13 protein-coding genes and 1 tRNA gene are annotated in these 21,927 nt (G+C 69.0%); 5 read left to right on the top strand and 9 right to left on the bottom strand.

Annotated features, from left to right (window positions below):
• Positions 1 to 201: 201 nt before the first annotated feature.
• Positions 202 to 1,605, bottom strand: coding sequence for an FhaA domain-containing protein (locus tag OG300_RS32135; RefSeq protein WP_405487475.1), 1,404 nt, complete (start codon positions 1,603 to 1,605; stop codon positions 202 to 204).
• Positions 1,606 to 1,828: 223 nt separating this feature from the next.
• Here OG300_RS32135 and OG300_RS32140 point away from each other — a divergent pair.
• Positions 1,829 to 1,911, top strand: a tRNA-Leu gene (locus tag OG300_RS32140).
• A 718-nt stretch (positions 1,912 to 2,629) separates the two neighbouring features.
• On the opposite strand, the gene OG300_RS32145 is transcribed toward OG300_RS32140, so the two are convergent.
• Positions 2,630 to 3,691, bottom strand: coding sequence for a stage II sporulation protein M (locus OG300_RS32145; RefSeq protein WP_405487477.1), 1,062 nt, complete (start codon positions 3,689 to 3,691; stop codon positions 2,630 to 2,632).
• 101 nt (positions 3,692 to 3,792) lie between these two features.
• Between OG300_RS32145 and OG300_RS32150 the strand changes: the two genes are divergently transcribed.
• Positions 3,793 to 4,596 carry an RDD family protein gene (locus OG300_RS32150; protein ID WP_405487479.1) on the top strand — a complete coding sequence of 268 codons (804 nt, stop codon included), beginning with the start codon at positions 3,793 to 3,795 and terminating at the stop codon, positions 4,594 to 4,596.
• Positions 4,597 to 4,687: 91 nt separating this feature from the next.
• Here the strand turns inward: OG300_RS32150 and OG300_RS32155 are convergent, their stop codons facing one another.
• The 5 genes from OG300_RS32155 to OG300_RS32175 are packed head-to-tail and all read right to left on the bottom strand — an operon-like array spanning position 4,688 to position 9,526.
• Positions 4,688 to 5,983, bottom strand: a complete 1,296-nt coding sequence (locus OG300_RS32155) for a DUF58 domain-containing protein (protein WP_405487481.1) — start codon at positions 5,981 to 5,983, stop codon at positions 4,688 to 4,690.
• 3 nt (positions 5,984 to 5,986) lie between these two features.
• Positions 5,987 to 6,991: an AAA family ATPase gene (locus OG300_RS32160; protein ID WP_405487482.1), complete on the bottom strand. Its 1,005-nt coding sequence runs from the start codon at positions 6,989 to 6,991 to the stop codon at positions 5,987 to 5,989.
• A complete protein-coding gene (locus OG300_RS32165) occupies positions 6,967 to 7,995 on the bottom strand; it encodes a DUF4129 domain-containing protein (protein ID WP_405487484.1) in 1,029 nt (342 codons plus the stop codon). The genes OG300_RS32160 and OG300_RS32165 overlap by 25 nt, the downstream gene beginning before the upstream one ends.
• Complete coding sequence (locus tag OG300_RS32170; RefSeq protein WP_405487486.1) at positions 7,992 to 8,894, bottom strand: hypothetical protein; 903 nt, start codon at positions 8,892 to 8,894, stop codon at positions 7,992 to 7,994. Before OG300_RS32170 ends, OG300_RS32165 begins: the two co-directional genes overlap by 4 nt.
• Positions 8,895 to 8,926: 32 nt before the next feature.
• Complete coding sequence (locus tag OG300_RS32175) at positions 8,927 to 9,526, bottom strand: TetR/AcrR family transcriptional regulator (protein ID WP_405487488.1); 600 nt, start codon at positions 9,524 to 9,526, stop codon at positions 8,927 to 8,929.
• A 47-nt stretch (positions 9,527 to 9,573) separates the two neighbouring features.
• On the opposite strand from OG300_RS32175, the gene OG300_RS32180 reads away from it, so the two are divergent.
• Entirely contained in the window at positions 9,574 to 11,136 is a 1,563-nt protein-coding gene (locus OG300_RS32180; RefSeq protein ID WP_405487490.1) for an MFS transporter, read from the top strand.
• An 84-nt stretch (positions 11,137 to 11,220) separates the two neighbouring features.
• Here OG300_RS32180 and OG300_RS32185 read toward each other — a convergent pair whose 3' ends face one another.
• A complete protein-coding gene (locus OG300_RS32185) occupies positions 11,221 to 13,095 on the bottom strand; it encodes a DUF4407 domain-containing protein (RefSeq protein WP_405487492.1) in 1,875 nt (624 codons plus the stop codon).
• Positions 13,096 to 13,996: 901 nt separating this feature from the next.
• Here OG300_RS32185 and gltB point away from each other — a divergent pair.
• On the top strand, positions 13,997 to 18,670 hold the full coding sequence (gene gltB / locus OG300_RS32190; RefSeq protein ID WP_405487494.1) for a glutamate synthase large subunit: 4,674 nt from the start codon (positions 13,997 to 13,999) through the stop codon (positions 18,668 to 18,670).
• Positions 18,671 to 18,744: 74 nt separating this feature from the next.
• The gene (locus tag OG300_RS32195; RefSeq protein ID WP_405487496.1) at positions 18,745 to 20,214 is read left to right on the top strand and encodes a glutamate synthase subunit beta; all 1,470 of its coding nucleotides are present in this window, start codon (positions 18,745 to 18,747) and stop codon (positions 20,212 to 20,214) included.
• A 79-nt stretch (positions 20,215 to 20,293) separates the two neighbouring features.
• Here OG300_RS32195 and OG300_RS32200 read toward each other — a convergent pair whose 3' ends face one another.
• Positions 20,294 to 21,892, bottom strand: a complete 1,599-nt coding sequence (locus tag OG300_RS32200; protein WP_405487498.1) for a glycoside hydrolase family 5 protein — start codon at positions 21,890 to 21,892, stop codon at positions 20,294 to 20,296.
• Positions 21,893 to 21,927 lie beyond the last annotated feature (35 nt).

Here is a 21,927-nt window from a genome sequence, read left to right on the forward strand (position 1 = left end):
CTCCTGTTCGACCGTGTCGTTGGTACGGGCAGTCGGTACGGAGGTAGATCTCCGTGACCCCCAACCGGTGTACTGCTGGTCAGCGCGGCCAGAAGTCCGCCGCGACTGTTGGCAGCATCATAGGGCCGAAGACCGGTTGCGATCACGATACGACCGAGGAATTCCTAGCCATATCGTGACCTGCATCGCGAGCTTACGGGATCAGACGATCCGGATCAGGATCTCGGAATGTCCGGCGCGGATCACATCCCCGTCGGCCAGCTGCCAGTCCTGGACGGGCGACCCGTTGACCAGCGTGCCGTTGGTGGAACCGAGGTCCGAGAGCATCGCGGTCTGGCCGTCCCAGCGAACTTCGATGTGCCGCCGCGAAACTCCGGTATCGGGCAGCCGGAAGTGGGCGTCCTGGCCGCGACCGATGATGTTGCTGCCCTCACGCAACTGGTAGGTGCGACCCGAGCCGTCGTCGAGCTGCAGCGTGGCCGAGTAGCTCGAGCCCGCGCGCGCGGGCGCGGCCGCGTAGCCGCCCTGCTGCTGCGCGTAACCCGCCTGCTGGCCGTACTGGTCGTCGGCGGCGTAGCCGCCGCCCTGCTCGTACTGGTCGTAGCCGCCCTGCTGCTGGGCATAGCCCTGCTGCTGGCCGTACCCGGGTTCGGCGTAGCCCTGCTGGCCGTAGGCCGGTTCGGCGTACCCCTGCTGCTGGCCGTACTGGTCGTAGCCCTGCTGGCCGTAGCCCGGCTGCTGAGCCTGGCCCTGGCCGTAGCCCGGTTCCGCGTAGCCCTGCTCGTAGCCCGGCTGCTGGCCGTACGCCTGATCGGCGTAGCCCGGCTGCTGACTGTAGGCCTGCTGGCCGTAGCCCTGCTCGGCGTAACCACCCTGCTGCTGACCGGCGGCGTAACCGCCGCCCTGCTGCTGGTTGTAGTCGTAGCCGTTCTGGTACTCGCCGTAGCCCTGCTCGGGCTGGCCGTAGGTGCCGCCCTGCTGCTCGGGGTACTGCTGCTGTCCGCCGCGGCCGTACTCGCTGTAGCCCTGCCCGCCGGCTGCTCGGCCCGCAGGCGGGGGCGCGTACCCGCGACTCCGCGGATCGGACTCCGCGGGCTCACGGCTTGGGTCGTAGCCTGAGTTCTGCGTCATGGGGCCAGCTCCTGGTTGCGGGTTGGGTCGTGGTGGCTGTTCAGGTCCCGGTGGAGTACCGGGCGGCCGGGCCCTGTCCCCACCGGCGTCCGGGTCCACCCGGCCGCGAGTTCTGAACTGTCCGGTGTGCAGCGTAGGGGATGCCTCGAACTCCACGTGCACTTCGCCGTAGGTCTGCCACCCTTGCTCACGGATGTAGTCCTGTAGATGTTTGGCGAATGCGCGCACGGTGAGGTCGTGATTCTCCTGGCCCTCACCCTGGACGAGCTGCCCCAGATCCGATTCGTTGACGGTGATGACATAGCTGTTCGGAGCCAGCAGATGTCCGCCACCGAGATCCTGGATGTGGTCGGCGGCCTCGCGTTGCAACGCCGTCTCCACCTCCTGGGGCACGACGTTGCCGCCGAAGGCGCGCGCGAACACATCACCCACGGCACCCTGAAGGCGGCGTTCGAATCGGGACACTATCCCCATCGCCCCTCCTTCCGGGTCCGGTCACGTACGTCCGATAAAGCAACACGCGGACATGGCGTGTCGCCGCAGGGACACGGTGATTGCATGATATCCACGATCGTCCACACCTGTAACTCTTGGCGGGCTGCCGAGGTTCCCGTGTTGGGTGTGCCCGCCCGGACTGTCGATAACCAGGCGATTTCTTTTTGGCACAGACCCCGTGATACGTTTCTTCTCGTCGCTCGGGCGAGTGGCGGAATGGCAGACGCGCTGGCTTCAGGTGCCAGTGTCCGTAAGGACGTGGGGGTTCAAGTCCCCCTTCGCCCACAAAGAGAAGAGCCCCGATCCACACCGGATCGGGGCTCTTCTCGTATGTCCGGACCCGGTCGAGTCGGTCGAGTCGACCGCCGCGCGGGCTCGTTCCGAAAGACTCGAAATCTCGCAGGTCACAACGGATGTGACGAAGATCGCACCGGGCCCGGTGAACCGTTCGCCGGGGACGTTGCCGGAGTGGGTGATCGAGGTCGTAGGGCCCCGAAAAACGTTTGCCGAAGGGTCACGTCTCGGGTATGCGCCCGATTACGCACCTCCATTGCCTGATGATCATTAAGCGAAAACTACGCTAAACAGACTTGGGGTTTGTTTGATCTTCGGTGACCGCCGGGCAATCGGCCTGAGCTGCGGTGAAACGCCAGCTTAACGCGGGTTGAACCCACGGTCGCCGGGTGGAACAAGACAATTCGGCAAACGTCGTTCCGGAGCTCCAAACCTCCGGTGTACCGACGGTCGAAACGGCTCCGGAAATGCGACCGCGCGCACAGTTTCGACCCCTTCGGCAGACCCTCCGCAAAGGGTAAGCCGAGAATTAGCGATATCGCCGGGTTCCCTACTGAGACGGTGTATTTCGCCTGGTCGCGTTATACGCCCGGGGTGCGAGTCGGAGGTTGCGTAGCCATAACGATTGTGTAGAGTCGTCGGCAACGCTGGCCGCAGCTGAGCCGGACTCGCTGCGGCCAGTGGAAATCAAATCCGAGGGTTGCCCCGACTACGAACCAGTCACTCGCGCAACCGCTTCCGGACTCGTCCGGACCGGATAGCCCGTGATGTGCTCCGGGCCTCTCACGAACTCCACGCCGTCATCTCCGCCCAGCGCCGCGTCCTGCTCGCGCACCACCGCGCGCCCCCGCAGCAACACATAGGCGAGGAATCCGAACTCGGCCAGCGCGCCGATTCCGATCCGCACCACGGTCGGCCACCCGCTCGGCGTGACGAATCCCTCGAGGCAACCCGACACCAGCAGCACCCCGGCCAGCCCGAGCGCGATCACCGCCGTCGCCCGCCCCTGCCTGGCCAGGGCCTGTGCCCGGCTCTCCCGGCCCGGATCGATCAGTGTCCAACCCAGCTTCAGGCCCGCCCCACCGGCCACGAAAATCGCGGTGAGCTCCAGCATTCCGTGCGGCAGGATCCAGTCGAAGAACGCGCCCAGCCGTCCCGCCTCGGCCATCAGACCGGCGCTGACCCCGAGGTTCAGCGCGTTCATGAACAGCAGGTAGAGCGCGGGCAGGATGAGCACCCCGGTGAACAGCGCCATCGCCGCCACCCAGGCGTTGTTGGTCCACACCTTCGCGGCGAACGCGTCGTGCGAGTGCTCGTAGTAGTAGGTCTCGAATTCGCCACCGGGACGGGTGAGGTGATCGGTATTCGTGTCCAACCCGAAATGTCGCCGCGCGGACTCCGAGCGCGCCACCCAGGTCGCCAGCGCCGCCGAACCGAGCAGGAACACCGCCGCCACCGACACCCACCACGGCCACGCCCGGTACACGGCGGCCGGGAACCGGTCGGTCAGGAACTTCCCGATCTCACGCCAGGTGTCGACCCGCGCGCCGAGGATCCGCCCGCGCGCCCGGGTCAGCACCGCCGACAGGCCCGCCACCAGTTCCGGATCCGCGTCCCGGCTCTGCAACCGGGCCAGCTGCTGCGACGCCAGGCGATAGAGCCGCACCAGCTCGTCGACCTCCGCGCCGCTGAGCCGGCGCCCCCCGGAGGACAGCCGGTCCAGCCGGTCCCAGGCCGGTTTGTGCACGAAGGTGTACGCGTCCAGATCCATCGCTTCCCCTCCTGTACCGCGGTCGAGTCAGATGCTATCCACCGCGGGTGACAACGGCAGCGGTTGCCAGCGGCGGAGAGGCTGGGAAGAATGGCGGGGTCATGGCGCTTTTCACCACGGGCGAGGCTGTCGCCGTCGAATTGCCGATCGCGCGGATCCCGACCCGGGCCGCGGCCTTCGTCATCGACCTGATCATCCAGCTGATCGGCGGGCTGCTGCTGGTCCTGGTGTTCGAGGCGCTGCTGGTGGCCGCCGACGCGGATTCGGCGTGGCGGGACGCGGCGGTGCTGGTCGGCATGGTGAGCGCGCTGATCGGCTATCCGGTGCTGTTCGAGACGTTTTCGCGCGGCCGCTCGCTCGGCAAGATGATGGTCGGGCTGCGGGTGGTGCGCGCCGACGGCGGGCCCGTCGACTTCCGGCACGCGGTGACCCGCGGGCTGTCCGGGATCGTCGACTTCTGGATGCTGGGCACCGGGCTGATCGCCATCGTGGTGTCGATGTGCTCGCCACAGGGGCGGCGCATCGGGGACGCGCTGGCGGGGACCGTGGTGGTGCACGATCGCAGCCGACTGCCGTTCGCGGCCCTCGCGATCGCCCCGCCGTGGCTGGCGGCCTGGTCGCGGCAACTCGACCTGTCCGGGCTGCCGGAGGACCTCGCGCTCTCGACCCGGCAGTACCTGGTGCGCTTCCGCACTCTCACCCCGGCCGTGCAGGACCAGCTGGGCCGGGCCCTGGTGATCGCGGTGTGCGCGAGCCTGCGCACTCCGCCGCCGAACGGCTATCCGCCGCTGCACATTCTGGGTGCGATCCTCGCCGAACGGCAGCGGCGCGCCATTCCGCCCGTGCCGATGTCCGCACCCGCGCAGCCGCCGACCCCGGCGCAGGCTGTCGCCTGGACGCACTGAGTTCACGACTGGCACAACAGGATTTGTACAAGGCCGGGCTGGTGCCGGGCGCCAGCTTCCCGGCAGCAGTCGGGCAGCATCCGGCGAGCGATCAGAGCGCGCCGGTCTGCTTCAGTTCCAGGTAGGCGTCGGCGAGCGCTTCCGGTAGCTGATCCGGCGCGGCGGCGATGACACGAACACCCTTGCGCCGCAGCGTTTCGCGGGCCAGCGCGTGTTCGGCCAGCACGTTCTCGGCGGACGCGGCGGCGTAGAGGTCGTCCAGGGTGGAGCGGCGGGTGGCGGCGGCCGCGACCTCCGGATCGGTCACCGAGACCACCAGTACGCGATGGCGATCGGCGAGCACCGGCAGCACCGGGAGCAGACCCTCCTGCACGGTGGCGGCGTCCAGGTGGGTGAACCACACCACCAGGCTGCGGCGACGGGCCCGCTGCAAAGTGGTGCGCAGCAGTCCCTGGTAGTCGGTGTCGACCAGGTCCGGGGTGAGCCCGGCCAGCGCGTGCATCAGCTTGATCTGCAACCGTTTTCCGCCCACGCCGCGCACCTCGGTGCGGACGCGGCGGTCGTAGCCGAGTAGATCCACCGAGTCGCCACCGGCGGCGGCCAGGCCGCCGAGCAGCAGCGCGGCCTCGATGGTGGCGTCCAGGCGGGTGCCGTCGCCGATGCGCCCGGCGCTGACCCGGCCGGTGTCCAGCAGCATCACCACGTGTCGGTTGCGTTCCGGCCGCCAGGTCCGCACCAGCACGTCGTCGGCGCGGGCGGTGGCGCGCCAGTCGATGGCGCGCACGTCGTCGCCCGCGACATACTCACGGAAGGAATCGAATTCGGTGCCCTGACCGCGCATGACGGTGAGGTTGCGGCCCTCCAGCTGCTGCAGCTGCCGGACCTTCGACGCGAGCAGCCGCTCACTGCGGAACGGCGGCAGCGCGCGCAGCCGGGCCGGGACCTGGCGCCGCACCTGACGGCCCGCCAGACCGAGCGGCCCGAGCAGGCGCAGCGTCACCGGACCGGCCACCCGGTCCCCGTGGAATTCCGGGTTCAGCTGGGTCCGAAACCGAATCCTGGTGTTGGACGGCAGATTCAGCGCATGCCTGCGATGCCGGGCGCGGGCGCTCGGCGGCCAGTCGTCCCACAGGGTGCCGCGCGCCCGGCGCACACCGGAATTGAGCACCGAGAGCTCCACCTCGATGCTGCGACCGCTGCGCACCGTGGTGATCGGCTCCCGCGAAAGCTCCAGCGCCCCGGGCGATCCCAGAGCGATCAGGTCGGCGGCGAACAGTGCCAGCAGCACGCCGGTGGCGAGCGCGACGCCCGCCCACGACGGCAGCACCAGGGTGACGAACAGGGCCGCGAGCACCGCGGCGGCGGCCGAGCGGCCGGTGAGAACCACGGCCTACACCGGGACGGGCACGGACATCAGCAGTCCGGCCAGCACGCCCTCGGCGGTGACGCCCTCCACCTCGTGCTCGGGCCGCAGCTGCAATCGATGCCGGAGCACCGCTGTCGCAACGTTTTTCACGTCGTCCGGCGTGACGAAGGCGCGGCCGTTCAGCCAGGCGAAGGCTCGTGACGCCGCCATCAGCGCGGTCGCGCCACGGGTGGACGCGCCGTGCGCGACGGCGGGGGAGGTGCGGGTGGCCCGGCACAGATCCACCGTGTACGCCAGCACCTCCGGGCTGATCGCCACCTGGGCGACTGCGGCCCGCGCGGCCTCGAGATGCGCGGCCCCGGCGACCGGGCGCAGGCCCGCCGCGTTCAGATCGCGCGGGTCGAATCCGGCCGCGTGCCGCTGCAGGATGCGGAATTCGTCGTCGCGCCCGGGCAATTGGATGTCGACCTTGAACAGGAACCGGTCCAGCTGCGCCTCGGGCAGCGGGTAGGTGCCCTCCTGCTCGATCGGGTTCTGGGTCGCGATCACCACGAACGGATCGGGCAGCGGCTGCGGCACGCCCGCCACCGAAACCTGGCGCTCCTCCATGGATTCCAGCAGCGCCGACTGCGTCTTGGGCGGTGTGCGGTTGATCTCGTCGGCGAGCAGCAGGTTGGTGAACACCGGGCCGCGCCGGAAGGTGAACTCGGCGGAGTGCGGGTCGTAGATCTGCGAACCGGTCACGTCGCCGGGCATCAGGTCCGGGGTGAACTGGATGCGGGAGTGCTCCAGGTCCAGGGCGGTGGCCAGGGCCCGCACCAGCAGCGTCTTGGCCACGCCCGGAACGCCTTCCAGCAGCACGTGCCCGCGGCACAGCAGCGCCAGCACCAGGTACAGGACGGCCTGGTCGTTGCCGACGACCGCCTTGCCGATCTCGGCGCGCAGCGCGAGCAGCGCCTGCTGTGCCTGTTCGGTGGTGGGGGTGTGGTTGGTGTCCACTGTGGTCACAAGACCTCCGCTTCGATCCATTCGAGTTGTGCGGCCACGAGTCGCAGGGTGTCCCGGTCCGGGACCGGGTCGTAGAGTGCGGCGCCGACGGTCGCGGCGTCCTCGCCGACCCGGGCGCCGACGGCGGCGACCACCAGGGTCGGCGGGGTGTCGGCGGTGAGGCCGAGCACCGGCCGGAGCCGCCGCAAGGTGGCCGCCCGCAGCTTCCCGGCCACATGCTCGTGATCGCGGGATTTCCGGTACAGCCCGGCCTGACCGGCGAGCAGTTCACCGGCCGGAGCCTCCACCGGCAGCGGTTCGCCGACCACGGTGCCGCGGCGGCGGCCCCGCCAGCACAGCACCGCGGCCCAGGCGATCAGGAACTGCAGTCCGCCGAAGGCCAGCCAGGCCGGTAGTTTCTGGAAGATCGAGTCGTCGCCGGTGCCGTAATCGGGTGGCGGCAGCTTGGGCGGTGGAACCGTCGTGGGTGGCGGCGGTGCCTGCGGCGCACTCAGGTGGGTCAGTATGTACGCGAGCGCCAGCACCGCCAGCACCCCGCCGATGGCCGCCCACAATCGCCAGTCCCGCAACACCTCCGGTACGCCGCGCGACTCCCGGCGCGGTTTACGCGTCCGGCGTTTCCTGCGGGTCCGGCGTTTCTCGGTGAGCTCGGTGATCTCGGCCGGACCCGACCGGGGCGGTGGCGCCGTCGAATACCGGTCGGCCTGCTCGAGTCGCCGGTACTCGGCCTCGGTGCCGAACCGCCCGCCGTAGACCACCTCGTCGAAACTGTCTGCCACCGCGGGCAATTCGACGGCCTCCGGCGCGACCCCGGTGGCCGCGCGCGCCGTCTCCTGCGCGGTGCGGGCCCGCTCCTCCTCGAGCAATCCGCGCTGTTCGAGCCCGCGCGTGACCGCCCGATATCGTTCCCGCAGTGCCGCACCGAAATCCCCGTGCCGGGCGGCCGCCTCGGCCGCGGCCAGGTGCGCCGCCGCCGGACCGAGCGCCGGTTCCGGTGGCGCGCCGGGGTTTTCGTCCGAGGTCACGATGCGTTCACCCCCGGCCACCGGATGTCCCAGGCTTCCCGGCGGCAGCGGCGGTCGGCGTAGACGACGACATTGGTCGTCGACTCCACCAGCTCGGAGAACGCCACGACCAGCAGGACGAAGAAGATGGTCAGCACGGTGACCGCCCAGCGGTGGGTGCCGGAGATATCGGAGACGAAGCGGGGCAGCGCCAGCAGCGGAACGAGCAGCACCACCATCAGCCCGCGCAGATACAGCCACACCCCGACCAGCTGCCACTCCGTGCCCTGCGCAAGCAGTTTCGCGCGGGCGGCGGCGGCCCGGTAGCCCGCCGACTCGTCGTCGAAGACCAGCGGCAGTATCGCCGCGCGGCGACCGCGCAGCCAGCCCAGCCAGATCACCGCGAACGGAAATGTGATCAGCAGCGGCGCGCCCAGCAGCAGCACCCCGATGCCGATCAGCGTGTACATCAGCTGAAAGGCCAGCAGCGGACCGGTTTTCGAGGCGGCGCGCCGGAGCACGTCGATCCCGCTCACCCGCCGCCGGTGCAGCGCGGACAGTCCGATCGGCACACTGACACTCCGCACCAGCAAGCGCAGCGACCACGCGCAGACCAGGGTGGTCAGGATCGCGGCCCAGCCCACGGCGTCGTCCGAATCGCCGGAGAGCTCGGAGATCAGCGCCGTGACGGCGACGGCGACCGCGGTGAGCACTGCGATCGCGACCCCGATCATGGCCGCCAGCAAGCGGATTCGCGACTGGATCAGCGCGAACGGCAGATCGAGAAGCTCGTGGAAGGCCAGCGGCCGGATCGGCACCACCACGGGTTCCGGGGCAGGCGGAGACGCCGGTCCGGTAGAAGTCGGTCCCCCCACCGAGCCGGTCGGCGAACCGACGGGGTCGGCAGCGGTCGGCAACACGCGGCCGAGTCTATCCGGACCAGCGCATTCGGTCAGTCCGGCGCGGGCGTGCCCAGCAGCCGGGCCACCACCTGCCGGTACAGGTCGGGATCGACCGGTGTCGCCCCGACCAGTGCCCGCAGGTAGACGCCGTCGCCGACCAGTTGCACGATCTCGGACTGGACCGGATCCGGAATCTCGTTGTCGATGGCCGTCTTCCAGTGCTGCATCACCTCGGTGAGGGCCCGGTCGGTCTCGGCCCGGCCGGGATCCTGGGGGGCGTCGGCGGTGCGCATGGCGGCCAGCATGGAGCGGTAGAGGGCGAGTTCGACGGCGTCGACCTCGTCGTCGGGATGCGGGGTCTGCAGGTACCACTCGGCGACCGAGCGGCCCTGTTCGACGGTGGTTCGCACCTGCTGTTCGGTGCGGTCGGCGACCCGGCCGAGCAGTCCGGCCAGCAGCGCGTCCTTGCTCTTGAAGTGGTAGAGCAGGCCGCCCTTGGAGACGCCCGCGGTGGCGGCGACGCTGTCGAGGGTCACCTGGGACAGGCCCTTGTCGAGCAGCAGGGTCTCGAGGGCGTCGAGAATCCGGTCGCGGGTACCGGCGGGATCACGCGTGGTCACGGGCTCGACTGTACCGTCTGGACGGTTCATCGTGGTACTGTACCGTCCAGACGGTTCGACTCTGAGAGAGAAAGCACATGACCACCCGACCGACCGCCCGTTCCGGAACCACCCCCGCGATTCCCGTAGTCACCGCCGCCCCCCGGGCCACCGCCCGCGACTGGGCGGGCCTCGGCGTGCTCGCGCTGGCGCTGCTGCTGATCGCCGTCGACGCCACCGTGCTCGACCTCGCGGTCCCCTCCATCACCGCCGACCTCGCACCCACCACACCGCAGCTGCTGTGGATCATCGACGTCTACTCGTTCGTGCTGGCCGGTCTGCTGGTCACCATGGGCACCCTCGGCGACCGCATCGGCCGCCGCCGCCTGCTGCTGATCGGCGCGGTCGGCTTCGCCGTCGCCTCCGCGCTGGCCGCCTGGGCGATCAACCCCGAAATGCTCATCGCCGCACGGGTATTGCAGGGTGTCGCCGGTGCGACCCTGATGCCCGCCACCCTCGGCCTGATCCGCGGCATGTTCGCCGACGCGCGGCAGCGCACCCTCGCCATCTCGGTGTGGGGCGCGATGGCCGCCTCCGGTGCGGCGTTCGGCCCGCTGCTCGGCGGCTGGATGCTCGAGCACTTCTGGTGGGGCTCGGTGTTCCTGGTGAACCTGCCCGTGATGGCGCTGCTGCTGATGCTGGCCCCGCTGCTGGTGCCGGAGTCGAAGGACCCCAACCCGGGCCGCTTCGACCTGGTGAGCGCCGGACTGTCGATGCTGGCGCTGATCCCGATCGTGTACGCGATCAAGGAGTTCGCGGCGCACGGCCCGAGCCTGAATCTGCTGATCATCGCCATGGTCGGCGTCAGTGCCGGGGTGGCGTTCGTGCGGCGGCAGCGCGGCCTGGCCGCACCGCTGATCGATCTGGACCTGTTCCGGATCCCGGCGTTCCGGGCCGCGGTGTTCACCAACCTGCTGTCGGTGTTCGCGCTGGCGGGTGTGCTGTTCTTCGGTTCGCAGTACCTGCAGCTGGTGCTCGGCAAGTCCCCGCTGGAGGCCGGTCTGCTGCTGATCCCCGGCACCGTCGGCTCGATGCTGGGCGCGCTGGCCGCGGCCTGGCTGGTCCGGTGGTGGCGTCCGGCAACGGTTTTGGCGGGTGCGCTGGTGACGGTCGCCGCGGGTGCGGCGCTCTACTGGCTGCTGCCCACCGATCCGTCCGGTTCGGTGACCCCGTTCATCGTGGGCTTCCTGCTGATCGGCCTGGGTGAGGGTGTGGCGCTGACGGTTTCGTGCGACATGATCGTCAGCACCGCCCCCGAATCCCGCGCGGGCAATGCCGCGGCCATCTCGGAGACGGCCATGGAGACCGGTATCGCCCTGGGTGTCGCGGTCCTCGGCAGCGCCGTGATGGCGGCCTTCCGGGGTGGACTGGACCTCTCGCATGTCCCGTCGGACCGGGCGGACGCGGCGCGCGAATCCCTCGGCGGCGCGGTCGAAACCGCGCGGCACCTGCCGCAGCCCGCGGCCGGTGAACTGCTGAACTCGGCGCACTCGGCCTTCGTGAGCGGCATCCATCTGGCGGCCACTTCGACGGCGGCGATCCTGCTGCTCACGGCCGTAGTGGTCTACCGGTCGGCGACCCGCAAGACCACCCGCCACTGAGCCCGTCGGTGAAAAGACCTGCGGCCCGGAACGTTTTCACGTGTTCTACGTGAAACATTCCGGGCCGCAGTGCGTTTCACAGTGCTACTTGCCGGGCGGGAGTTCGCGCTGTCGGCGGCGATCCAACTCCGGTGTGTGCCGTGCGGACAGGGCGTCCTGCTGCGGCGCGGCGGGCAGCGGATAACCGGATTCCACCACCTGGCCGGGCGGCAGCGCCTGATATCCCTGCGGATAACCCTGGGGGACAGCCTGATACGCGGGGTACTGCGGGTACTGCGGATCCACCACGCCCGAGGCCACCCGCTGGGCGTGCACGTGCTGCGGCGATCCCGGCGGCAACTGGTAGCCGTACTGCGGCTGCCCGTACAGCTGCTGCTGCGCGGCCTGCTGTTGCGCCGAATCCTGCGAATCGACGGTCACCTTGCGGGTGCGACGCAGCGTGAAGGTGATCTCCTCGGCTTCCTCGAAGGCCTGCCGCACGGTGCGCAGCGGATGCGTGGCGGTGTCGATGGCATTGGCCACGAACGACGGCACCAGCGGGCGGATCCAGCGGGCGGCGGTGTCGGTGAACGGCACCGTGCCGATGATCGGAAGCTCCAGTCCGCCACCCTTGTTGGCGGGTGCGGGCTGCGCGACGGGGACGTGCGGGGTGAGGGCGCCACCGGGCGCCATCGGGGTCAACGCGCCGCCGGTGAGCGGTGCGGGCAGGTTCGGCGACTGTGTCACGATCCCCTCCTGGGACACGGTGCTGTCCTTTCGGTCCGCGGCCGAGAGCCCGGCCGGCAGTTCATGTCGGGTGACGCTGTCGAACTCGGCGACCGCGCGGTGGCCCGGTTCGGTGATGCCGATCTCGAAATTGCCGATGGCGGCGATGATTCGGGTGCGCTGCCGTTCCCGGTCGATGGCGGTGTCGGCGTGCGCCTCCAGCCGCGCGGCGGTGAGCTGTTGCTCGGCGCGCAGCTTCTCGGTCTCGACCCGCACCTCGGCCTGTTTGATCGCGATGGCGGTGTCGGCGGCCTGGTCGATGCGGTCGGTGACGGTGCGCCCGGCGACCGTGCGGTCGAACGCGGTCTCGCCGCGCCACCAGCGCAGCAGCAGCGGCAACAGGGCCAGCACCGCCAGCAGCAGCGCGACGGCCAGGCGCAGCACCAGCGGACCGAAATGCGCTGTCGTGTAATCGTTCATGGCCACCCAGCGGGCACCCAGGCCGCGGTCGCCGTCGCGGTAGGCGGTGGCGCGGGCGGTCGCGAGGGCCTTGTCCTTGCCGGTGACCTGGGTGTCGAGACCGTCGACCTTGCCCTGCAGTGCGGTGAGCTGGTTGCGCGCGTCGTCGAGCATCTGGTTGGCGGTGCGTTCCTCGGGTCCGCGGCCCGGCACGTGGGTGATCAGATCCTGTGGGCAGTCCGCCGACACCGGATTGAATTCGCAGCGTGCGATTTTCAGCGCGTTGGTGACATTGGCCTGCGCGGTGGCGAGCTGCCGGTCCAGGTCGGTCCGGTCGGTGCGCGCCCGGTCGAACTCGTCGCGCGCGGTGACCACGGCGGGCGCGGATTCCACGGCCCGCTGCGAGGTCTCGTCGAGCATCCGGTGCACGGTGCCGCCGAACAGCACGGTGCAGGCCAGTTCGGCGACCACCACGCCCGCGAGCACCGCGACCGTGATCCGGCCCGCGAATTCGGCTACGGCCCGGCGGTTTTCGCGCCGATCCGGGGTGGCGGCGGTGGCCAGGGCCCGGCCCACGGCTCCGATCAGCACGGTCGCGATCAGCGCCACGACCACGACCCCGAACAGCGGCCAGCGAGCCGCCGCGGTCGCGGCGGCGGTGACCACTCCGGAGACCACGGCCAACAGTGCGACGACCGCGCCGGTGACCGTGTATTCGCCGCGTTCGTGCGGGTCGGTGAGCTGCGGCTGGGCTCCGCCCATCCAGACCAGCAGGCCAGCGGGCTGAACGCTCATGGGAGCTCACATCCTCTAAGTCCCAGCCTGTTTCGGCTCGACGAACCGTCGCTCGATCGTTGTAAAAGACGCTGCGTGGTCCCAGCCTGACAGGCCCGCGCGCGTTCCATCGACCGTGGCCGCCGGGATGTGGCCAGGCTCACATCGACTTGTTGCCCGGATGTGACGTGGTGTTGATCACGCGGTTATGGGCGAGGACCAGGGTGGACGACGCGCCCGAAGATGGATTTCCTGTTTGCTGATCGTGTGCTGAATCCCACATTCAGGAAAAATTCCGTACGGTCCGCACGCTGCGGGGCCATGTCGCCAGGCCCGCCGACGCGCCGGCGGAACTTCTCCGGAAAGTTAGCCGTCTTTTGGCCGGTTTGCCGGATGTCCCTGTGGGGAAACCTGTTCCATTGCAGGTGGGAGCCGCTCCGGAGCTGCGCCGGTCCGGCCGTCGGTCCATCCCGCGCGCCGGTGGCCCAGTGGTGCACTCAACTGAAAAGCCCCTGCACGCCTGCTTTACACTGGAGAACGCGCGTGTGTTGGAGGACCGATGAAGAAGCCCAGCTAGAAGCTGGAATTAGCCCAACCTAAGTTGGTTGGGCCGCAGTCCTGACTTATCGTTTGCTCTTACGCCGAACTACGCAAGTTCGGCATATCTCCCCATATGGTCAGAGGCCCGATCGGCGCTCAGCCTAGCGGGCGAGAACTGCGCGGTGTGTACGGAACTCGTAAGGGTTCGGTTAACACCGAGCACCCGACTAGGTAATCGAAGCGGGTGGACAACTGCAAAGTTGACTGCACGGAGTGACCATCAGCGCCGCTGGTCTCCGAAACGTCCGGACGCAGTCCAGACCGGAGGCGTTCGACGAAGGCCGCATTCTTCGAAGGCCTGTTTTTTTGTGAAGGCAGAGGCATGACGCAACTTCCTGGCCACGGGGCCCCCGCCGGCGGTGCCGGTTATGGACACGGACCCACTGGGCTCTATGACCCGGCGAATGAACACGACTCCTGTGGTGTCGCATTCGTCGTCGACATGCACGGCCGTCGTAGCCGTGACATCGTCGACAAGGCTATTACCGCTCTGCTTAACCTGGAGCACCGTGGTGCCGCCGGTGCCGAACCCAACTCGGGTGACGGCGCGGGCATCCTGATTCAGCTCCCGGACAAGTTCTTCCGTGCCATCGTCGACTTCGAGCTGCCCGCCGAAGGTTCGTACGCCACCGGCATCGCGTTCCTCCCGCAGGCACGTCGCGAAGCCGCGCGTGCCGGGTACGGCGTGGAGAAGATCGTGCGCGAGGAGGGCCTCGAGGTCCTCGGCTGGCGTGAGGTGCCGATCGACGAGTCGTCGCTGGGCGCGCTGTCGCGTGACGCCATGCCGACCTTCCGGCAGATCTTCATCGCCTCCCCCAAGGGCGCCGCCGAGCAGCTCACGGGCATGGACCTGGAACGCCGCGCCTACGTCATCCGCAAGCGGGTCGAGCACGAGCTCGGCAAGTCCGGTGCGGGCGAGGGCGCGACCGGCAAGGAGTCGGTCTACTTCCCGTCGCTGTCCGGCGAGACCTTCGTCTACAAGGGCATGTTCACCACGCCGCAGCTGCGCGCGTTCTACCTGGACCTGCAGGACGACCGGGTCGAGTCGGCGCTGGGCATCGTGCACTCGCGCTTCTCCACCAACACCTTCCCGTCGTGGCCGCTGGCGCACCCCTTCCGGCGCGTCGCCCACAACGGTGAGATCAACACCGTCTCCGGCAACGAGAACTGGATGCGGGCGCGTGAGGCGCTGCTGAACTCCGACGTGTTCGGCACCGACCACGAGGGCAACAACCGCCTGGAGAAGATCTTCCCGGTCTGCACCCCCGGCGCCTCGGACACCGCGCGTTTCGACGAGGTGCTCGAACTGCTGCACCTCGGTGGCCGCAGCCTGCCGCACGCCGTGCTGATGATGATCCCGGAGGCCTGGGAGCGCGCCGAGTCCATGGACCCGGCCCGCCGCGCCTTCTACCGCTACCACTCGTTCCTGATGGAGCCGTGGGACGGACCGGCCTCGGTCTGCTTCACCGACGGCACCGTCGTCGGCGCGGTGCTGGACCGAAACGGTCTGCGCCCCGGCCGAATCTGGGTCACCGACGACGGACTGGTCGTGCTGGCCTCCGAGGTCGGCGTCCTCGACATCGACCCCGCCAAGGTGATCTACAAGAAGCGCCTGCAGCCCGGCCACATGTTCCTGGTCGACACCTCGCAGGGCCGCATCATCTCCGACGACGAGGTGATCGCTCAGCTCGCGTCCGAGCACCCGTACCAGGAGTGGCTCGACAACGGCCCGACCAAGCTGTCGGACCTGCCGGACCGCCCGCACGAGCACATGTCGCACGACCGCGTGCTGATCCGCCAGCAGATCTTCGGATACTCCATCGAGGAACTGAATCTGCTGATGTCGCCGATGGCGCAGACCGGTGGCGAGGCGCTCGGCTCGATGGGCACCGACACCCCGATCGCGGTGCTGTCGTCGCGGCCGCGGCTGCTGTTCGACTACTTCTCGCAGTTGTTCGCGCAGGTCACCAACCCGCCGCTGGACGCCATCCGCGAAGAGGTCGTCACCTCGCTGCGCAGCATGGTCGGCCCCGAGGGCGACCTGCTCAACCCGGGACCGGAGTCCTGCGGTCAGATCACCCTGACCCAGCCCATCCTGGACAACGACGAGCTGTCCAAGCTCATCCACATCAACGACGACGGCTCGCGCCCCGACCTGCGCTCCGTGGTGGTCCACGGCCTGTACCCGGTCAAGAAGGGCGGCAAGGGGCTGCGCAAGGCCATCGAGGCCGTGCAGCGTCAGGTGTCGGCGGCCATCGACGGCGGCGCGCGCATCATCGTGCTGTCGGACCGGGAGTCCAACGAGAAGCTGGCCCCGATCCCGTCGCTGCTGCTGACCGCCGCGGTGCACCACCACCTGGTGCGTGAGCGCACCCGGACCAAGGTGGGCCTGGTCGTGGAGGCCGGTGACGCCCGCGAGGTGCACCACATGGCCCTGCTGGTCGGCTTCGGCGCTGCCGCGATCAACCCGTACATGGCGTTCGAGTCGCTCGAGGACATGATCGAGCGCGGTCAGCTGCAGATGCCGGGCAGCACCGGCGATCACGCGGCCGACTTCAAGAAGGCCGTCTACAACTACAACAAGGCCGCCGGCAAGGGTGTGCTGAAGGTGATGTCCAAGATGGGCATCTCCACCATCGCCTCCTACCGGGGCGCGCAGCTGTTCCAGGTCGTCGGCCTGTCGCAGGACCTGGTGGACGAGTACTTCACCGGTCTGCGTTCGCCGCTGGACGGCATCGGCCTCGACGACGTCGCGGGCGAGGTCGCGGCCCGGCACCGGATCGCGTACCTGGAGAACCGCAACGAGCGCGCGCACCGCGAGCTCGAGGTCGGCGGCGAGTACCAGTGGCGGCGTGAGGGCGAGTACCACCTGTTCAACCCGGACACGGTGTTCAAGCTGCAGCACGCCACCCGCTCGGGCCAGTACAAGGTCTTCAAGGAGTACACGAAGCTGGTCGATGACCAGTCCGAGCGTCTCGCCTCGCTGCGCGGTCTGTTCCGGTTCAAGGACGAGCACCGCAACCCGATCTCGATCGACGAGGTCGAGCCCGCGTCGGAGATCGTGAAGCGCTTCTCGACCGGCGCGATGAGCTACGGCTCCATCTCGGCCGAGGCGCACGAGACCCTCGCGGTCGCGATGAACCGGCTGGGCGGTCGCTCCAACTCCGGTGAGGGCGGCGAGCACCCGGCGCGCTTCGAGCCGGAGGAGAACGGCGACTGGCGTCGCAGTGCGATCAAGCAGGTGGCCTCGGGCCGCTTCGGCGTGACCGCGCACTACCTGACCAACTGCACCGACATCCAGATCAAGATGGCGCAGGGCGCGAAACCCGGTGAGGGTGGCCAGCTTCCGGCGCACAAGGTGTACCCGTGGGTCGCCGAGGTCCGGCATTCGACGCCCGGCGTCGGCCTGATCTCCCCGCCCCCGCACCACGACATCTACTCGATCGAGGATCTGGCGCAGCTGATCCACGACCTGAAGAACGCGAACCCGCAGGCGCGGATTCACGTGAAACTGGTCGCGGAGCCCGGCGTCGGCACCGTCGCCGCGGGTGTGTCCAAGGCGCACGCCGACGTGGTCCTGATCTCGGGTCACGACGGTGGCACCGGCGCGTCGCCGCTGACCTCGCTCAAGCACGCGGGCGGCCCCTGGGAGCTCGGCCTGGCCGAGACCCAGCAGACGCTGCTGCTCAACGGTCTGCGCGACCGCATCGTGGTGCAGGTCGACGGTCAGATGAAGACCGGCCGCGACGTCATGATCGCCGCGCTGCTGGGCGCCGAGGAGTACGGTTTCGCGACCGCTCCGCTGGTCGTCTCGGGCTGCATCATGATGCGCGTGTGTCACCTCGACACCTGTCCGGTCGGCGTCGCGACCCAGAATCCCGTGCTGCGCGAACGCTTTACCGGCAAGCCGGAGTTCGTCGAGAACTTCATGCTCTACATCGCCGAGGAAGTCCGCGAGCTGCTGGCGTCGCTGGGTCTGCGGACCCTCGACGAGGCCATCGGCCGGGTGGACCTGCTCGACACCACCGCCGCCAAGGCGCACTGGAAGGCCGCCAAGCTGGACCTGTCGCCGATCCTCGACGATGTCGAGACGGCGTTCATGTTCCAGGACCGCCGCCGCACCAAGAGCCAGGACCACGGCCTGGACCGGGCGCTGGACAACGAGCTGATCGCCCGTTCGGCCGATGCGCTCGAGCGTGGCAAGCCGGTGAAGTTCGAGTCCAAGATCACCAACGTGAACCGGACCGTCGGCACCATGCTCGGCCACGAGGTCACCAAGCTCTACGGCGGAGTCGGCCTGCCGGACAACACCATCGACATCACGTTCACCGGTTCCGCCGGTAACTCGTTCGGTGCGTTTGTCCCGGCCGGTATCACTCTGCGGGTGGTCGGCGACGCCAACGACTATGTGGGCAAGGGTCTTTCGGGTGGTCGCCTCACGGTGCGCCCGTCGGCCGACGCTCCCGAGGCGTACGTCGCGGAGCAGAACATCATTGCGGGCAACGTGATCCTGTTCGGCGCCACCAGCGGTCAGGCCTACCTGCGCGGTGTCGCGGGTGAGCGGTTCGCCGTGCGCAACTCGGGCGCGACCGCGGTCGTGGAGGGTGTGGGCGACCACGCCTGCGAGTACATGACCGGTGGCCGCGTGGTCATCCTCGGTGAGACCGGACGCAACTTCGGCGCGGGCATGTCGGGCGGTATCGCCTACGTGTACAACCCGAACGGCACCTTCGACGCGCACCTCAACACCGAACTGGTCGACCCCGAGCAGCTCTCGGCCGAGGACGCGCAGATCCTCAAGGACATCGTCACGGCGCACCGCGACGAGACCGGATCGGCTGTCGCCGAACGCATTCTGAGCGACTGGTCGCAGCAGGTGACCAAGTTCGTCAAGGTCATGCCGCGCGACTACAAGAAGGTCCTGCTCGCGATCTCCGAGGCCGAGAAGGATGGCCGCGACGTGGCCGAGGCGATCATGGAGGCGGCTCGTGGCTGACCTCACCTACGCGGTGCAACGCAGCACCATTGTTGTTCTGTGCACGCAGGTGCGCTGTAGTCAGGAGTTCGTAAATGGGTGACGCACAAGGCTTCCTGAAGCACACGAGTCGGGAACTGCCCAAGCGCCGTCCGGTTCCGCTGCGCCTGCTGGACTGGAAAGAGGTCTACGAGGAGAAGTTCTCCCACGAGACCCTGCAGAAGCAGGCCAGTCGCTGCATGGACTGCGGTATTCCGTTCTGCCACAACGGCTGTCCGCTCGGGAACCTGATTCCCGAGTGGAACGACCTGGTGTACAAGGGCGCGTGGAAGGAGTCGTTCGATCGGCTGCACGCGACCAACAACTTCCCGGAGTTCACCGGCCGCCTGTGCCCGGCTCCGTGCGAGGCGTCCTGCGTCCTGGGCATCAACCAGGATCCGGTGACCATCAAGCAGGTCGAGGTCGAGATCATCGAGAACGGTTTCGACGAGGGCTGGGTCACCCCGGTCTACCCGACCCGTCTCACCGGCAAGCGCATCGCCGTCGTCGGCTCCGGCCCCGCCGGTATGGCCGCCGCCCAGCAGCTGACCCGGGCCGGTCACACCGTGACCGTGTACGAGCGTGACGACCGCATCGGCGGCCTGATGCGCTATGGCATCCCGGAATTCAAGATGGAGAAGTCGGTCATCGACCGCCGGATGGCGCAGATGGAGGCCGAGGGCACCATCTTCAAGACCGGCGTGAACGTGGGCGTCGACATCACCGCCGAGCAGCTGCGCGAGCAGTTCGACGCGGTGGTGCTCTCCGGTGGCGCGACCATCGCGCGCGACCTGCCGATCCCGGGCCGCGACTTCGACGGCATCCACCAGGCCATGGAGTTCCTGCCGCTGGCCAACCGGGTGCAGCTGGGCGACCCGATCACCGACGAGGACGGCCTGCCGCGCATCAACGCGCGCGGCAAGAAGGTCGTCATCATCGGTGGCGGCGACACCGGCGCGGACTGCCTGGGCACCTCGCACCGTCAGGGCGCGGAGTCGGTCCACCAGTTCGAGATCATGCCGCGTCCGCCGGAGGAGCGTGCCACCTCCACCCCGTGGCCGACCTACCCGCTGATGTACCGCGTCTCCTCGGCTCACGAGGAGGGCGGCGAGCGCGTGTTCTCCGTCAACACCGAGCGTTTCGTCGGTGCGGACGGCAAGGTCACCGGGCTGCAGGCGCACGAGGTCAGCATGGTGAACGGTCGCTTCGAGAAGGTCGAGGGCACCGACTTCACCCTGGAGGCCGACCTGGTGCTGCTGGCCATGGGCTTCGTCGGACCGCAGAAGAACGGTCTGCTCGAGGGCCTGGGCGTGGGCTACGACCAGCGCGGCAACGTCAAGCGTGACAGCGAGTGGGCCACCACCGTGCCCGGCGTGTTCGTCGCCGGTGACATGGGCCGCGGCCAGTCGCTGATCGTGTGGGCCATCGCCGAGGGTCGCGCCGCGGCCGCCGCGGTGGACCGCTACCTGGAGGGTGAGACGGCGCTGCCGTCCCCGATCACCCCGACCATGGTCGCCCAGCGCTGAGTTCGCTGATCCCGCACTGAGAACGTAAGGCGCTCCCGGACTTCGGTCCGGGAGCGCCTTTGCTTTGCCTGGATGTGGTTCAGCCGCAGGTGATCTGGATGCTGTAGTCACCGGCAGCGGCGGTCGCCACCGTGATCCGGTTCCCTCCGGTCACGGCACTGACCACCGATCCCGCCGTATTCGTCCCGGCCGCACGGGGATTCGCGCAGCGGTCCGGCACCCACAGGTCGGCGGATTCCCCGGCCCGGTCGGCCTTGCCGGTGACGGTGAGCGCGCCGCTGGGGATATCGGAGTGGATGGCGGTGAGCTGCCCGGGCACCGCACGCGGATACGAGCGCGACAGGACCGGCCGCATCACCGGATTGTCGGCGACATCGGGTTGCGGTCCGGAGCAGCTCGGCCGGGTGTGCCGGGTCTGCACGCCGTGCGGATCACCGCAGGCCTGCCGCCACTGCCAGTAGGTGCTGCCGACCAGGTTGGCGTCCTCCAATTGGGCGTAGCGGCTTGCCTTGTCGGCCACCACCGCCGGATTCGAGTCCCAGAAACCCCACTCGCCGTTGAAGAAGGTGGTGCCGTAACCCCGCGCCGCGGTGGCCGTCGCATTGAATCCGTCAGTGAGCGAACCGGGCAGGATGCTGATGGACTCGTTGTATTCGTGTGGCGCGTAGACCATGTCGTCGCCGCCCGCCGATCCGGTGCCGCTGCCCGAAGATCCGGAACTGCTGCCCGCCGACCCGGTCCCGAGCACGAGTGGCAGCGGCCCGGGCGCCGGCAGCGGACCGGTGATCACCGACGGCTCGAAGAACACGATGTGCCGGAACCCTTGCGGCGCGGCGCTTTCCGCCGACCGGATCGCCGTGATGGCGTGCCGGTAGTACTCGCCGAGCAGCGTGTAGTCGTCGATCCCGGGCAGCAGTCCGGGATTGGGTTCGTTGAGCAGGTCGTAGCCGATCACCGTCGGATCCGCCGCGAAGCGCGCGGCCACCGCCGCCCAGGTCTTCACCAGTTCGGTGCGGACCCCGTTCACGTCGAGGTAGAAGTTCTGGAACGAGGACTGCACCGACACCGACAGTTCGCGCATGCTGATCCGGCAGGTGGCGCTGGTGCCGACGAAGGCGGTGGCCCACGCGGGCGCGCCGTCCCAGCCGACGGAGGCCTGGGTGAGCGGCGGGCACCAGACGCCGTCCGGGGTGTTCACCGCGACGCCCCAGGCGTCCTGATGCATGTCGAGCAGTACGTAGATGTCGTGCGCCCGCGCCCACGAGACGGCCTGCCCGATGCGGTCGAGGTAGGCCTGGTCGATGACGCCGCGGGTGGGTTCCAGCGCCGACCAGCTGATGATCAGCCGCACCACGTTCGCGCCGAGCGTGGCCAGGCGCGCGAAGTCGTTCTCGGTGAGGGTTTCGGTGGACGGCAGGTCCGGCCATTCCTGGTAGTACTGCCCGAGCCCGTTCACGTTCGCGCCGTGCAGGATCACGGTGCGGCCCCGGTCGTCGGCGATGCGGGCGTTGTTGCCGGTGGTCGCGTGCAGCGGGTGGACGACCTGCTGTGTGGGCGGGTCGGCGTGCAGATCGGGTGCGGTGGTGAGGGCGCAGGCGGTCAGCAGGGCCAGGGCGGTGAGCGCGCACCGTGACCGTGCGGAGAACCTGGTTCGCCGCTGTTGCGGGGTGTGAATCATAGGGTGCCGAGGGTCTTCCGATAGGCGGAATCAAT

Origin of the sequence: Nocardia sp. NBC_00511, from assembly GCF_045161165.1 — a bacterium.
Lineage (GTDB): Bacteria > Actinomycetota > Actinomycetes > Mycobacteriales > Mycobacteriaceae > Nocardia.